This window comes from Streptomyces sp. JNUCC 64, from assembly GCF_054484115.1.
Genome location: NZ_CM137015.1, coordinates 2,083,909 through 2,098,063 on the forward strand (window position 1 = coordinate 2,083,909; position 14,155 = coordinate 2,098,063).

General features: G+C 74.6%; 13 protein-coding genes and 1 pseudogene. All 14 read right to left on the reverse strand.

Annotated elements, in window-relative coordinates:
* Nucleotides 1–182 precede the first annotated feature (182 nt).
* Complete coding sequence (locus ACVWNX_RS08085; RefSeq protein ID WP_073793326.1) at nt 183–491, reverse strand: DUF2469 domain-containing protein; 309 nt, start codon at nt 489–491, stop codon at nt 183–185.
* A gap of 55 nt (nt 492–546) precedes the next feature.
* Nucleotides 547–1,083 carry an NUDIX hydrolase gene (locus ACVWNX_RS08090; protein WP_454413207.1) on the reverse strand — a complete coding sequence of 179 codons (537 nt, stop codon included), beginning with the start codon at nt 1,081–1,083 and terminating at the stop codon, nt 547–549.
* A 47-nt stretch (nt 1,084–1,130) separates the two neighbouring features.
* Nucleotides 1,131–1,895, reverse strand: coding sequence for a signal peptidase I (lepB, locus tag ACVWNX_RS08095; RefSeq protein WP_454413208.1), 765 nt, complete (start codon nt 1,893–1,895; stop codon nt 1,131–1,133).
* 140 nt (nt 1,896–2,035) lie between these two features.
* A complete protein-coding gene (lepB, locus tag ACVWNX_RS08100; RefSeq protein ID WP_454413209.1) occupies nt 2,036–2,998 on the reverse strand; it encodes a signal peptidase I in 963 nt (320 codons plus the stop codon).
* Nucleotides 2,925–3,981 (reverse strand): annotated as a pseudogene (gene lepB / locus ACVWNX_RS08105) (signal peptidase I); the annotation flags it as partial. The gene lepB (ACVWNX_RS08100) and the pseudogene lepB (ACVWNX_RS08105), both read right to left, overlap by 74 nt.
* Nucleotides 3,974–4,726, reverse strand: a complete 753-nt coding sequence (lepB, locus tag ACVWNX_RS08110; protein ID WP_454413210.1) for a signal peptidase I — start codon at nt 4,724–4,726, stop codon at nt 3,974–3,976. The gene lepB (ACVWNX_RS08110) and the pseudogene lepB (ACVWNX_RS08105), both read right to left, overlap by 8 nt.
* 322 nt (nt 4,727–5,048) lie before the next feature.
* Nucleotides 5,049–5,399, reverse strand: a complete 351-nt coding sequence (gene rplS, locus ACVWNX_RS08115) for a 50S ribosomal protein L19 (RefSeq protein WP_454413211.1) — start codon at nt 5,397–5,399, stop codon at nt 5,049–5,051.
* Nucleotides 5,400–5,533: 134 nt separating this feature from the next.
* The gene (trmD, locus tag ACVWNX_RS08120) at nt 5,534–6,355 is read right to left on the reverse strand and encodes a tRNA (guanosine(37)-N1)-methyltransferase TrmD (protein ID WP_454413212.1); all 822 of its coding nucleotides are present in this window, start codon (nt 6,353–6,355) and stop codon (nt 5,534–5,536) included.
* Nucleotides 6,355–6,957: a ribosome maturation factor RimM gene (gene rimM / locus ACVWNX_RS08125; protein ID WP_454413213.1), complete on the reverse strand. Its 603-nt coding sequence runs from the start codon at nt 6,955–6,957 to the stop codon at nt 6,355–6,357. The genes trmD and rimM overlap by 1 nt, the downstream gene beginning before the upstream one ends.
* A gap of 223 nt (nt 6,958–7,180) precedes the next feature.
* Nucleotides 7,181–7,417, reverse strand: coding sequence for an RNA-binding protein (locus ACVWNX_RS08130; RefSeq protein ID WP_040247777.1), 237 nt, complete (start codon nt 7,415–7,417; stop codon nt 7,181–7,183).
* 4 nt (nt 7,418–7,421) lie between these two features.
* Entirely contained in the window at nt 7,422–7,841 is a 420-nt protein-coding gene (rpsP, locus tag ACVWNX_RS08135) for a 30S ribosomal protein S16 (RefSeq protein ID WP_454413214.1), read from the reverse strand.
* A 609-nt stretch (nt 7,842–8,450) separates the two neighbouring features.
* Nucleotides 8,451–9,047 (reverse strand): hypothetical protein, encoded by a 597-nt coding sequence (locus tag ACVWNX_RS08140; RefSeq protein WP_454413215.1) that lies wholly within the window; start codon nt 9,045–9,047, stop codon nt 8,451–8,453.
* Nucleotides 9,048–9,804: 757 nt separating this feature from the next.
* Nucleotides 9,805–11,346 (reverse strand): signal recognition particle protein, encoded by a 1,542-nt coding sequence (gene ffh, locus ACVWNX_RS08145; protein ID WP_454413216.1) that lies wholly within the window; start codon nt 11,344–11,346, stop codon nt 9,805–9,807.
* A 271-nt stretch (nt 11,347–11,617) separates the two neighbouring features.
* Nucleotides 11,618–14,125: a [protein-PII] uridylyltransferase gene (locus ACVWNX_RS08150; RefSeq protein ID WP_454414674.1), complete on the reverse strand. Its 2,508-nt coding sequence runs from the start codon at nt 14,123–14,125 to the stop codon at nt 11,618–11,620.
* Between the last annotated feature and the right edge of the window lie 30 nt (nt 14,126–14,155).

Sequence of the window (14,155 nt, forward strand, 5' to 3'; positions counted from 1 at the left end):
CCGCCCCGGATGAAGGGGCGGCAGGACCGTACGGGGCAGGGGCGGGGCGGAGGTGGTGCGCAGGCCGGGCGAGGCGGAGCGGGCCGCACGATCGCCCGGGGCCCGAACGGCCTCAGGGCCTCAGGGCCTCAGGGCCTCAGCGGAGTCGCGGAGTCTCCGGGACGCAGGCGGAGTCTCCGGGCTCAGCTGCCCGGCAGCTCCAAGTCGCTCTTGTTGAGCTCCTCGATGTTGACGTCCTTGAAGGTGAGGACCCGCACCTGCTTCACGAACCGGGCCGGGCGGTACATGTCCCACACCCACGCGTCGGCCATCGTGACCTCGAAGAAGACCTCGCCCTGGACCGAGTGCACCTGCATCTCGTAGTCGTTGGTGAGGTAGAAGCGCCGCTCGGTCTCGATCACGTACGTGAACAGCCCGACGACGTCGCGGTACTCCCGGTAGAGCTTCAGCTCCATCTCGGTCTCGTACTTCTCGAGGTCCTCGGCGCTCATGGCATGTTCCCCTTCAGCCGTGCGTCCCCCCATTGTGCGTCAGCCCCGGGGCGTCCTAGACGATTTCGGTGTCCAGGACCTCGGGAGTGACCGGGGGGCCTTCGTCGAGCAGCCTGCGCAGCAGCCCGGCGAGTCTGGTCGGGTACACCGTCTCACGCGTTCCGGCGAGTTCCCGGCACGTCCACCAACGTGCTCCGGCGACCGTGCGCCGTTCCAGCTCCGTCAGACCGGTACCGCCGGTCACCGGCTGGGCGGTGCGGGCGAGGTGGTACCACTCGTCCTGGTCCCAGCGGCGCCCGGCGAACGGGAAGGAACAGCGGCGGCGCCAGACCACGGGGCCCAGTTCGACGTCGGTGATCCCGGTCTCCTCGGCGAGTTCCCGCAGCGCGGCCCGCTCCAGGGTCTCGTCGCCCTCCACCCCGCCGCCCGGGGTGAACCACCAGTCGTCGGCGGGATCGTCCGGTTCATGGCCGTGCAGCAGCAGGATCCGGTCGCGCGGATCGAGGAGCACCACACGCGCCACTCTGCGCAGCGGTCGTCCCACCGGGTCGTCGTCATCGACGTCCCGGGTGTTCTCCGGTGTGCCGCTCATCGTGTCCGCCCCTCCCGGCCCATGAGGTCACCGTACCCAACCCGTGGTCACGCCAGGGTTCGGTTCCGGGGCGTCCCGGACCCGCCCCGGGTGGAGCGGCGGGCGGCCCGGCGGGCGAGCGGGCCGTACGCCGCGCCGCCGAGGACCAGTGCCGCGCCCGTCCCGGCCGCCGTCAGCAGGGGGCGCAGCGGGCCGGGGCGGGAGGTCCCCCCGGGCAGTTCCGCGAACGCGGCGGGGCGGGTCACCGGGCCGGGCGGCCAGACGACGGCGTCGACCCGGGCCAGCACGGCGTCCCGGGGCACGGTGCCGTCGCGCCCGTCCCGGAGGTGGCTGGCGGAGTCGAGGGAGTCGCCGCGCGCGTCGCCGAGCAGGAACAGCCGTCCCGTGGGCACGACCACGGCCGGGAAGTCGGCGGCCGGGGGCCCGGCGGGGGAGGCGGCGTCGACCTCGGCGCCGTTGACGAGGAGCCCGCCGTCCACCCGGGCGACCGTGTCGCCGCCCACCGCGACCACCCGCTTGACCAGCGGCAGGTCCCCCCAGACGGGCCGGTCGAAGACGACGACGTCGCCCCGGCGCACCGCCGCGCCGTCGACGCGCTGGGCGAGGACCCGGTCCCCGGCCCCGATGGCGGGCGCCATGGACCCGGTGGCGACGGTGTAGGGCCGGTAGACCAGGGCGCACCAGAGGGAGGCCCCGAGGAACAGCGCGGCGCCGAGGGCGACGGCCGTTCCGGAGAGCACCGCGCCGGGTTCCCGTCGGGGCGTCCCGCCGCCGGTGGCACCGTCCGGCGCCGCTCCCCCGGTCCCGCTCATGTCCGCCCCCGTCCGCGCCGACCCGGTCCGTACGGTCCCGGACGCGCGAAAGCGCCCCGCCGACGGTCCGGGCGGCACCCTACCGGCTGGTAGGGCGCTCGCGGGCCGGATCCCGTCGTGGGGCGCTGGCGGAGCGGGTGTTACCGGACCTGCCGTCGCACGGCGGCGCGCCGCCACAGCACGATCGGCACCGCGCCCGCGAGGCCCAGGACGCCGGGGGCCGCGCCGAGGGCCGCGTTCAGCCCGGGCTGGTCGAAGGTGTCGGGGACGGGCAGGGTGGACCAGCGGGTGGGCGGCCAGGCGACCACCACGGCGCGGCCGACGACCTCGTCCACGGGGACGAAGCCCTGGTTGCTGTCGTTCTGGTGGTAGCGGGAGTCGAGGGAGTCCTGGCGGTGGTCGCCCATGACCCACACCATGCCCTCGGGCACCTTCTTCTTGAACTGGCCGCCGTGCTCGTCCACGCTGCACGGGGTGTTGCCCGGGAACACGTACGGCTCGTCCAGGGGCTCGCCGTTCAGCCGGACCGGGCCGGTGCCCTTGCACTCCACGGTGTCGCCGCCGACCGCGATGACCCGCTTGATCAGGTCCTTCTCCTCGGCGGACGGCATGAGGCCGATCCAGCTCAGACCCTTCTGGATGGCGTTGGTCTGCGGCACGGGCTCGCCCGCCAGCCAGTCGTCCGGGTCGTGGAAGACGATGACCTCGCCGCGCTCCGGCTCGGAGCCGAACCACGGCGTCAGCTTGTCCACCAGCACCCGGTCACCCGTCTGGAGGGTGTTCTGCATCGAGTTGGAGGGGATGGAGAACGCCTGCACCAGGAAGGTCTTGATCACCAGCGCCAGCACCAGGGCGATGCCGATCAGCAGGGGCAGTTCCTTCCAGAAGGAGCGCGGCTTCTTCGGCCTGCCGCCGAGCGCCTCCTCGTCCTCCGGGACGTCCTCGCCCCCGCCGCCCCCGCCCGCGCCTACGGGACCGTCGTCCCGGCGCTGCCCGGGTCCGGCTCCGGGACCGCCAGGGCCCGGCGGGAAGCCGCCGGGGCGTCCGGGACGCTCCTCGGGACCCTCGTGACCGGAACGCGCGCCGACCGCCACATCCCCCACATCCACTCCTCAGTCCGTACCGGTGCCCGCCCCGTCCGCGGCAGGCCCACCACTCCCATAACGAGCGGGAGTTCCGCAGGGGTCGGGAGGGGGATCAATCCGTTGTGATCCGCGCTGGACACCCTATGCGACGCGGTTGTCACGGCCACGGCGGCGTCCGGGCCGCCGGGGGCTGCGGGACCGGTCGGCGGATCGGGGACGGAGGCGTACGCACCGGGTTCGTCGAGCCGCCGCCAGTGGCCGATCGGCCAGGCGATGACCAGGGCCCGGCCGACCACGCTCTTCTCGGAGATGGTGCCGTCGGCGGTGCCGTCACGGTGGTAGCGGGAGTCGGCGGAGTCGGCGCGGTGGTCGCCCATGACCCAGAGACGGCCTTGCGGGACCCGCACTTCGAACGTCATTTCGGATGGTTTGTCGCCGGGATTGACGTACGGCTCGTCCAGCGGGGCGCCGTTGACGGTGACGCGTCCGTCGGGGTCGCAGCACTTCACGGTGTCGCCTCCGACGGCGACGACCCGTTTGATCAGGTCCCGCTCGTCGGCGGACGGCATCAGACCGATCCAGCCGAGGCCCTGTTTGACCTGTTTGACGATGACGGGGTCGTCGGGGACCGGGTCCTCCTTCCCCAGCCAGCCGCCCGGGTCCTTGAAGACGACGACGTCACCGCGTTGCGGACGCTTGCCGAACCAGGGCGTCAGTTTGTCGACGAGGACCCGGTCCCCGATCCGGATCGTCTGCTCCATGGAGCCGGAGGGGATCACGAACGCCTGGACCAGGAAGGTCTTGAGGACCAGGGCTATCAGCGCGGCCGCCCCGAGCAGCAGGGGTATCTCCTTGAGGGCGGAGCGGCGGCGCCGTCGTCTGAGCTTGCGTTCGAGCCTGCGCCGCTCGGCGCGGCCGGGCCGGCCGGGCGGCCCGGTGGGCCGGGTGCCGGTGGGCAGCCGGGGGTCGGCGGCGGAGCGGGGGCGTCCGCGTCTACCCATGGCCGCGGTCCGGCGGGGCGGGGACGCGGGCGAAACCGTCCGGTCGGTCGACGCCCGCCATCCGGCCGGGGGGCCAGGCGATCCATTCGGCGCGGCCGATGACCGAGGAGAGCGGGACCATTCCGCCGCCGGGCGAGCCGAGATGGTCCCGGGAGTCGCTGGAGGCCGAGCGGTGGTCGCCGAGGAGGAAGAGGCTGCCGGGGGGCACGACCACGTCGAAGGGCACCCGCGAGGGCTTGTCGCCGGGGGCCACGTAGGGCTCGTCCACGGCGTGCCCGTTGACCTCGATCCGGTCGCGCCGGTCGCAGCAGACGACCCGGTCGCCCCCGGTGCCGACGACGCGTTTGACGTAGTCCGCGTCGCCGAAGTAGCCGGTGCCGTCGAAGACCACCACGTCCCCCCGGCGCGGCTCGGACCCCAGGTAGGCGAGCTTGTTGACGAGGACCCGGTCCCCGGAGCGCAGCAGGGGCTCCATGGAGGCGCTGGGGATCGCGAAGGGCTTCAGCACGAAGGTGGTGATCAGCAGCAGGACCAGCGGGGCGGTCAGCAGGGCCAGGGTGAACCGGCCGCCGGGCAGCCACTCGGAGAGCGGTGTCCGGGGTTCCCGCCCGGTCGCCGGGCCGTCGGCCGTCCGGTCGTCGGCCGCCGCGCCCCGGGCCGTCCGGTCCCCGGCTTCCCCGTCCCCGGCCGCCGGGGCGGCGGCCTTCCCGTCCGGTGGGCGCCCGTCCCCGGGGTCACCGTTCACCGGGCCGTCGTCCGGCGGGCCCCCGGACGCGGCGCCCGGGTCGGGGGCGGGTCCTGGCGACGCGCCGGGACTCCCGGGGTCGGGGCTCCCGGGGGAAACGGAACGCGACCGTCCCTCCTGGTCCTCCGGTTCCGGGCTGGGCCCGGACGCCGGAGGGCGGGAGGAACGGTCGCGTTCCGATCGCTGTGCTGCGGTGTCCATAACGGTGCCCGATGGTATCCGGCACGGCTGTGGACCCGCGGGCGCGCGTCACCGTGACGCCCGTCACCCGGACCGCCGTGACACCTGAGTGCCACGGCGGAGGGAACGGACGGCGCGACGACTACTTGTCGCGCTTCTCCTTGATCTTCGCGGCCTTGCCTCGCAGGTCGCGCAGGTAGTAGAGCTTCGCGCGACGCACGTCACCGCGGGTGACGAGCTCGATCTTCTCGACGATCGGGGTGTGCACCGGGAAGGTGCGCTCGACGCCGACGGAGAAGGAGACCTTGCGGACCGTGAAGGTCTCGCGGACACCGGAGCCCTGACGACGGATGACGACGCCCTTGAACTGCTGCACACGGGAGCGGTTGCCCTCGATGACGCGCACGTGGACGTTGACGGTGTCACCCGGGCGGAAGGCCGGGATGTCGGTGCGCAGCGAAGCGCTGTCGACGGTGTCGAGCAGGTGGGACATGATCGTCTGCTTCCTCGCCCATGCCACAGGTCATCGGCGGAAATCTCGGGAGGTGAGTGGGTGTCGTACCCGCCGGGGCGGGCGTCGTGTCCCCCTGTGGCAGGGGCGCACGCCGAGCGGCGTACGACAACGGCTCATTCTTCCACGTCGGGCGCGGTCCGCCCAAATCGGCCGTCGGGGCCCGGGGCCCAGCCCAGGATCGAGAGGGTCTCCCGGTCCCGGCGGTCGAACGCGGCCGGGTCGGCGCGCTCGATGAGGTCGGGGCGGTTGCGGCTGGTGCGGCGCAGCGCCTCGTCCCGGCGCCAGCGGGCGATCTTCCCGTGGTGGCCGCTGAGCAGCACCTCGGGGATGCCCCGGCCGCGCCACTCGGGTGGCTTGGTGTAGACGGGGCCTTCGAGCAGGTCGGCCATGGCGCCGGGGGCGAAGGAGTCGTCGCGGTGGGACTCGGCGTTGCCGAGCACCCCCGGCAGCAGCCGGGCGACGGCCTCGGTGACGACGAGGACGGCGGCCTCGCCGCCCGCGAGGACGTAGTCCCCGATGGAGACCTCGTAGACGGGGATCCGGGTGGCGTACTCGTCGGTGACCCGGCGGTCGATGCCCTCGTAGCGGGCGGGCGCGAAGAGCAGCCAGGGCCGGGCGGACAGCTCGACGGCGAGCTCCTGGGTGAAGGGGCGTCCGCTGGGGGTCGGGACGACGAGGGCGGGGCCGTGGGCGCCGGACTCGTAGCCGTCGGCCAGGGCCTCGTCCAGGGCCTCTCCCCAGGGGCCGGTCTTCATGACCATGCCGGGGCCGCCGCCGTAGGGGGTGTCGTCCACGGTGTGGTGCCGGTCGTGGGTCCAGTTCCGCAGGTCGTGGACGTGGACGTCGAGCCGTCCCTGGGCGCGGGCCTTGCCGACCAGGGAGACGTCGAGGGGGTCCAGGTACTCGGGGAAGATCGTGACGACGTCGATCCGCATCAGACGTCGTCCCCCGGCGCGGTGTCCGGCGCGGTGGCGGGGGCGTCCGGCGCGGCGGGGGCCCCGGCGTCCCGGCTGGAGGCGACCTCGGCGCGGTCGTCCACCAGGCCGGGCGGCGGGTCGATGACGGCGCGCTGCTCGTCGAGGTCGATCTCGACGACGATCTCCTCGACGAACGGGATCAGCACCTCGTCGCCGTCGGGGCGCTCCACGATGAACAGGTCCTGCGAGGGCAGGTGGGAGATCTCGGTGATCCGGCCGACCGGGGTGCCGTCGACGGTGACCACGTCGAGGTCCATGAGCTGGTGGTCGTAGTACTCGTCCGGCTCGTCGGGGCGCTCGTCGGGGTCGACCTCGGCGATGAGCAGGGTGTTGCGCAGCGCCTCGGCGCCGTCGCGGCCGTGGACCCCGGCGAAGCGGAGCAGCAGCCGTCCGCTGTGGACGCGGCCGGTCTCGATGGTGAGGGGGCCGGTGGCGGCCGGTTCGGTGGCGAGGACGGCACCGGGGGCGAGCCGCAGTTCGGGTTCGTCGGTCCGCACCTCGACGGTGACCTCGCCCTTGATCCCGTGGGCGCGGCCGATCCGCGCGACTACCAGCTGCACGTGTCTTGCTCCTGATGAGGGGGTGGGCGCGAAGCGGGGCCCACGGGCGGTGGAACGCGCCGGTCCGGCGCACGGTTCGGGGCCCGGCGGACGGCACCGGATACGGCCTGGGGCCGGGGGTTGTCCACCCCCGGCCCCAGTACTTCAGCCATCACTGTGAGAGCCGCCGCGAGCGGGCCGCGCGCCCTGTCGCAACAGGGGGCGGTCCCGCTCAGCGGGCGGATCAGACCTGGTCGACGTCGACGAGGTCGACGCGGATGCCACGGCCGCCGATGGCGCCCACGACGGTCCGCAGGGCGCGCGCGGTGCGGCCGTTGCGGCCGATCACCTTGCCGAGGTCGTCGGGGTGTACCCGCACCTCGAGGACGCGTCCGCGGCGCAGGTTGCGCGAGGCGACCTGCACGTCGTCCGGATTGTCGACGATGCCCTTCACGAGGTGCTCAAGAGCCTCCTCAAGCATCTCGTCAGCCCTCGGTCGACTCAGACTCGGCCGCGGCCTCGTCCTTCTTGTCAGCCTTCTTCTTCTGCGTGATGGCCTCGCCCTTGCCGTCCGACTCGCCGCCGAGGGAGTCGAAGGAGGGGCGCTCGGCCTTGGGCGCGGCCACGAGCAGCGGCGCCGGGGCGGGCTCGCCCTTGAACTTCTGCCAGTCGCCGGTCTTCTTCAGGATGGCGAGGACGGGCTCGGTCGGCTGCGCGCCGACACCCAGCCAGTACGCGACGCGCTCGGCGTTGACCTCGATGCGCGACGGGTTCTGCACCGGGTGGTACAGACCGATCTCCTCGATGGCCCGGCCGTCACGGCGGGTACGGGAGTCGGCGACGACGATGCGGTAGTGAGGCGAACGGATCTTGCCCAGACGCTTCAGCTTGATCTTGACTGCCACGGAAGTGGTGTCTCCTGGTCTTGACGGGGTGGGCACGGGCGGGACGCCGCGTGGGGTTGCGGTACCCGAGTGCCCGATGGACGCGTCAGCCGGAGGAGAGAGGGTTCCTGTGCGGCCGTCGAGTACAGCTAGCCATTGTGCCACACCATGAAGGGGCGCCCGAATCGCCTCCGGACGCCCCGCACGGGCACTGACCGGCGCTGGCACGGGGTCCGTGCCGCCCGCCGGTCGACGGCGGCGGCCTCCGCGGCGTGATCGTCCGGCGCTTCCTGAAGGCGCCGGTGCCGCGTGGCCCCGCCGGGTGCCGGATGACCGTCCGCGGCCCTCGCGGACGGTCCGGCGCGGCCGTCCTGACCGGCCGCCGTGGCGAACGGCGGGAGCGGGTCCGCCGTGGACCCTTCCGGGTCGGGCGGGCCCGCGCGCACCGCGCGCCGGAATCCTTGTCGTGGTCCCCCCACTGAGCCCCGACGCCCCCTGCGTCAGGTCGGAGTGCCGGTGGTGTCCCCGGGCGACGTCCCCACGTCACCTGGTGTCCACCCGCGCGCTCCGGACGGTCCCGCCCGGCGTTCGCCGGTCGCGCGGTCCGCCCTCATCCGGTCGCCGTGGCCGTCAGCTGGCCACCGCGACGGGTTCGGGGATGCGGAACGGCTTCCCGCACCCCCCGCAGACGATCGGCGCCTGCGCGAGGACCGACGGGACCACCCTGACGTTGCGCCCGCAGTCGCAGACGGCCTTGACGCGGACGCCGCCCCCGGAGGAGCCGTGCCGCGCGGCGGGGCCGCGGAACGTGCGGGCCACGTTGTCCGACTCGGTCGCCGCCGTGTGCGCCTTGAGGGCGCGCTGGAGGCGCTCGATGGTCGGGCGGTAGCGCTTCTTCGCCTCGGAGTTCAGGGTGACCAGGGAGAAGCCGCTGCTGGGATGCGGCTCCTCCGGGTGGTCGAGACCCAGTTCCTCGGCGATCGCGAGGAACCTGCGGTTGTGGTAGCGGCCGGCGCGCGAGGTGTCGCGGACACCTCGGGCGGCGGCGATGCCGTGGACTGCCTCGTGGAGGAGTCGCTCGAAGGAGAGGGCGTGTCCGCAGGCGGACGACGACTCCCCGATCAGTGATTCGGGCGCGGCCAGGTCCGGCAGCTCGGGGTGGTACCGCTGAATGTCGGCCCACGCGGCTGCCAGCTCTGCGGCGAGAACTGGTGGTGTCGTGCTCACGTCGTGACAACGAGCCGGGGGGCCTCTGTGTTCCTATTCCGGGGCATCCCAAATATTTTGCACGTACCCGTCAGTTCGCATGGTTCCCCGGCGTTTCCATAGCCGATCCACAGGGACCCGTCCGGGTGTGCTGATCTGCGCATATGTGGGGAGAAGGGGTGCGGGTCGCCGCAGGGTGCCCCTGAGGTCTGACGGGTGGGTGACGTGCCGGGTTCCGTCCCGGACGCGGAACGGGGGCGGATCGGGAGGCGGGATGCCGCCCGCTCCATGGGACGGGTACCGCACGGTCGGCGGGGCGGCGGCCGGGTCGCGGCGGGCCGGGAGGGGCGGGGTCGGGCGCGGGTCGGCGCCTCTCGGGCGGGCCCGGGGTGGCGGGCGCCGGGTCCGGGGCGCCGGTCCGGCGTCCGCTCCCCTGGCCGACCGGTTGGCCGGAAGACGGCCTGAAGGCGACCGGAGGCCCGGCCGTCGGTCGGGACGGCCACCGGCTCCGGGACGCTGGTGGCGTCGGCGGGGCGGGAGGGCGGGCGTTCGGCCCGGTGCGGCGGGAACGCCCGGTGAGCGGCCAGGATAGCGGTCGTGCCGGGCCGGGTGTGTCCGGCGTCACGCGGAAGCGTTCCACGGCGGGGCGGAGTCCTGGGGGGAGCCCGGAGGGACCGGGGCGGCCGGTACAGGTGACCGGGTGCCGGACCCGAGGGGGCCCGGTGGCCGGAAACGCCGAGGGGGCGGCCGGACGGCCGCCCCCTCGGTCAGGCTGGTGTCAGCCCATGAACTTCTTGAACTCGTCGGGCAGTTCGAAGTCCTGCGGGGCCTGGCCGGGCAGGCCGAACGCGCCCGCGCCCTGCTCGCGCCGGGCGGCCTCGGCCTCCTCCTGCTGCTTGCGCTTCATCGGGTTGCCGGAGCGCTGCTTGCCCTTGGCGGTCTTCTGCTTCTTGCGCTGACGGCCCGGGCCGCCGCCCATCCCCGGGATGCCCGGCATCCCGGGCATCCCGCCGCCCTGCGCCATCCGGGACATCATCTTGCGGGCCTCGAAGAACCGCTCCACGAGGTTCTTGACGGCGCTGACCTCGACCCCGGAACCCCGGGCGATCCGGGCCCGTCGCGAACCGTTGATGATCGTCGGGTCCTGGCGCTCGCCCGGCGTCATCGACTTGATGATCGCGGCGGTGCGGTCCACGTCCCGCTCGTCCAGGTTGTTGATCTGGTCCTTGATCTGCCCCATGCCCGGGAGCATGCCGAGCAGCTTGCTGATGGAGCCCATCTTGCGGACCTGCTCCATCTGGGCCAGGAAGTCGTCGAGCGTGAAGTCCTTGCCCTTGCTGGAGGCGAGCTTGGAGGCCATCTGCTCGGCCTCCTGCTGGGAGAAGGTCTGCTCGGCCTTCTCGATCAGCGTGAGGACGTCGCCCATGCCCAGGATGCGGGAGGCCATCCGGTCGGGGTGGAACGCGTCGAAGTCGTCGAGCTTCTCGCCGTTGGAGGCGAACATGATCTGACGGCCGGTGACGTGCGCGATCGACAGCGCGGCACCACCACGGGCGTCGCCGTCCAGCTTCGAGAGGACGACGCCGTCGAAGCCGACGCCGTCGCGGAACGCCTCGGCGGTGTTGACGGCGTCCTGGCCGATCATCGCGTCGACGACGAACAGCACCTCGTCCGGGGAGACCGCGTCCCGGATGTCGGCGGCCTGGCGCATCAGCTCCTGGTCGATGCCGAGGCGTCCGGCGGTGTCGACGACGACGATGTCGTACTGCTTGGAGCGGGCGTACTCGATGGAGTCCTTGGCGACCTGGACCGGGTCGCCCACGCCGTTGCCGGGCTGGGGGGCGTAGACGCCGACCCCGGCGCGCTCGGCCACCACGCTGAGCTGGTTGACGGCGTTGGGGCGCTGGAGGTCACAGGCGACCAGCAGCGGGGAGTGGCCCTGCCCCTTCAGCCAGTGGCCCAGCTTTCCGGCCAGGGTGGTCTTGCCCGCGCCCTGGAGACCGGCGAGCATGATCACGGTGGGCGCGGTCTTGGCGAACCGGAGCCTGCGGGTCTCCCCGCCGAGGATGCCGATCAGCTCCTCGTTGACGATCTTGATGACCTGCTGGGCGGGGTTGAGCGCCTGCGACACCTCGGCGCCGGCGGCCCGCTCCTTCACCTGCTTGATGAAGGCCCGGACGACGGGCAGCGCGACGTCCGCCTCCAGCAGGGCGATGCGGATCTCGCGCGCGGTGGCGTCGATGTCCGCCTCGCTGAGGCGACCCTTGCCGCGGAGGTTCTTGAATGTCGCTGCGAGGCGATCCTGGAGAGTGTCGAACACGGCGGTCGCGAATCCTCGGGTCGAAGGTGGCGGACAGGTCGTCCCCCAGGGTAATCGGTCACGCCCCCGGCAGAACCCTCCCTGACGGCCCGGAACACGGCGACGCGGAGCGCGGTCGGCCGGCGGCGCGGTGACCGTGTCGCCGGTGGCCCGTGTCCCGGTACCGGGAACCCGGTGGCGCGCGGCACGGCCGGGGCGCCCGGGCCGTCTCCGGTGCGCGCCGGTGGACCGGGGGGCGCACCGGGTCGTCGGCCGGGCGCCCCCGGCGCGGTCATCCGCGCAGCGCGTGCTCCAGGTCCCGGGCCAGGGCGGTGGCCCGGTCGCGGGCGAGGGGCGCCCCGGCCGGGTCGGTGACGTAGAAGGCGTCCACCGCGTTGGCGCCCAGGGTTCCGGCGTGGGCGCTGCGCACCCGTACCCCGGCGTGCTCCAGGGCGCGTCCGATGCGGTACAGCAGTCCGGGGGCGTCCTGGGCGCGGACCTCGATGACGGTGGCCTGGTGGGAGGCGGCGTCCGCGACGGTGACCCGGGGCGGGGGCGCGGGGGCGCCCCGGCGGCGGGGGTGGGCGGCGTCCCGTTCGGCGAGGCGGGCGGCGACGTCGAGGGTGCCGTCGAGCGCCCGGACCAGGTCGGCGCGGAGCCGGGCGGCCTGCGGCAGCGATCCGTACTGGGCGGCGACCCGCCAGTCGAGGAGGAGCACGGACCCGTCCGGCGGGCCGTCGGCGCCGAGGACGGCGGCGAGCGGCAGCGCCCGGAGTTCGGCGGTGCGGACGGTGAGCCGGTGGGTGGCGAGGACCCCGGCGGCGGCGGGCAGCACCCCGGGCCGGTCGGGGACCGCGATGAGCAGTTCGACGCCGAGGGGCTCGGGGTCGGCGTCCGGGTCGGCGGGGCCGGGGGCGTCCTCGGGGCCGGTCGGGGGCTGGGCGCGCAGCGCGAGGACGGGGCCGCCGGTGCGGTGGGCCTCCACGGCGAGCCGCTCGTGTTCGGCGGTGGGCTCGGGGGGTCCGGCGGTGGGCGGCGCGGGGGCGGCGCCGTCGAGCCGGGCGGCGACCCGGCGGACCAGGTCGGTGACGAGGGCGGCGCGCCAGGCGGACCAGGCGGCGGGGCCGGTGGCGAGGGCGTCGGCCTCGGTGAGGGCGTGCAGCAGTTCCAGGGTGCCGGTGGTGCGGACGGCGTCGGCGACGGTGCTCACCGTGACGGGGTCGTCGAGGTCGCGCCGGGTGGCGGTGTCGACGAGCAGCAGATGGTGGCGGACGAGGGTGGCGAGGACCTCGGCGTCGGCGTCGGGGAAGCCGAGCCGGGCGGCGGTGTCCCGGGCGATGGTGGCGCCGGTGGTGGAGTGGTCGCCGGGCCAGCCCTTGCCGATGTCGTGCAGCAGCGCGGCGACGAGCAGCAGGTCGGGGCGGGCGACGCGGCGGGTGAGGGCGGCGGCGCGGACGGCGGTCTCCACCAGGTGGCGGTCCACGGTCCAGGTGTGGACGGGGTTGCGCTGGGGGCGGCAGCGCACCCGCTCCCAGTCGGGCAGCAGCCGGGCGATCAGCCCGCCCGCCTCCAGCGCCTCCCAGACCGGGACGGCGGGGCGCCCGGCGCCGAGCAGGGCGACGAACCGGTCGCGGGCCTCGGCGGGCCAGGGGACGGGCAGGGCGGGCGCGGAGCGGGCGAGGTGGCGGACGGCGTGCGGGGAGAGCGGGAGGCCCGCCCCGGCGGCCGCGGCGGCGGCGCGCAGCGGGAGGACGGGGTCGCGTTCGGGGCGGGCGGTGCGGGCCAGGGCGGCCTCGCCGTCGTGTTCGACGACGCCTTCGGCGAGGGGGACCCGGTCGGCGGGGCCGGACGCGTTCCGTCCGCCGCCGAGGAGGGCCCGCAGCCGGGGCCGGGTGGTGCGGGCCCGGACGACGCGGCCGACCTCGCGCCAGGTGACGTCGGCGGCGTAGGAGAGGACCCGGCCCGCCTCGTAGACCTGGCGCAGCAGCGCGTCGGCGTCGAGGAGGCCGAGGGCGGCGGCGACCTGGTCCTGTTCCTGGAGGGCGAGGCGGTCGGTGGCGCGGCCGGTGGCGAGGTGGAGGGCGTCGCGGGTGTCGAGGAGGCGGCGGCGGGCGTCGGCGAGGCCGTGGCGGGGGGCGTCGGCGAGCCAGGAGGCGGCGACGGCGGCCAGCGCGGTGGCGTCGCGCAGACCGCCGCGGGCCTCCTTGAGGTCGGGTTCGAGGAGGTGGGCGAGTTCGCCGTGGCGGGCGGCGCGTTCGGCGCAGAGTCCGCGCAGGGCGGGCAGCCGGGTGACGGCCTGGTTGCGCCAGTCGGCGAGGGCGGTGGCCCGGACCCGGGCGGTGAGGGCGGGGTCGCCCGCGAGGTGCCGGGCGTCGAGGAGGCCGAGGTGGACGCGGAGGTCGTCGTCGGCGGCGCGGCGGGCCTCGGCGGGGGTGCGCACGGAGTGGTCGAGGGCGAGGCCGAGGTCCCAGACGGGGTACCAGAGGCGGTCCGCGAGGGCGGCGGTCCGGCGGGGGTCGCCGCCCTCGTGGAGCAGGAGCAGGTCGAGGTCGCTGCGCGGGGAGAGTTCGCCGCGGCCGTAGCCGCCGACGGCGACGAGGCTGACGCCCCGGGGGTCGTCGGCGGCGGCGCCGAACAGGGCGGCCAGCCAGTCGTCGGTGAGGGCGGAGAGGGCGGCGCGGCGTTCGGGTCCGGTGCGTGACCGGCCGTGCAGCAGCCGCACCCGGGCCGCCGCGTAGCCGCTGGGTGACGGGCCCCCGGAGGGCTCGCCGGATTCCGGGGTCGTGCGGTGCTGGTCCACGGTGGTCACCCAGCGGCTCCGTTCTCTCGT

What these genes read in the sequence shown, in the direction of transcription:
- ACVWNX_RS08085 (WP_073793326.1), bottom strand. Translation starts at nt 491, where the DNA reads ATGAGCGCCGAGGACCTCGAGAAGTACGAGACCGAGATGGAGCTGAAG.
- ACVWNX_RS08130 (WP_040247777.1), bottom strand. Translation starts at nt 7,417, where the DNA reads ATGCTTGAGGAGGCTCTTGAGCACCTCGTGAAGGGCATCGTCGACAAT.
- rplS (WP_454413211.1), bottom strand. Translation starts at nt 5,399, where the DNA reads ATGTCCCACCTGCTCGACACCGTCGACAGCGCTTCGCTGCGCACCGAC.
- trmD (WP_454413212.1), bottom strand. Translation starts at nt 6,355, where the DNA reads ATGCGGATCGACGTCGTCACGATCTTCCCCGAGTACCTGGACCCCCTC.
- lepB (WP_454413208.1), bottom strand. Translation starts at nt 1,895, where the DNA reads ATGAGCGGGACCGGGGGAGCGGCGCCGGACGGTGCCACCGGCGGCGGG.
- ACVWNX_RS08090 (WP_454413207.1), bottom strand. Translation starts at nt 1,083, where the DNA reads ATGAGCGGCACACCGGAGAACACCCGGGACGTCGATGACGACGACCCG.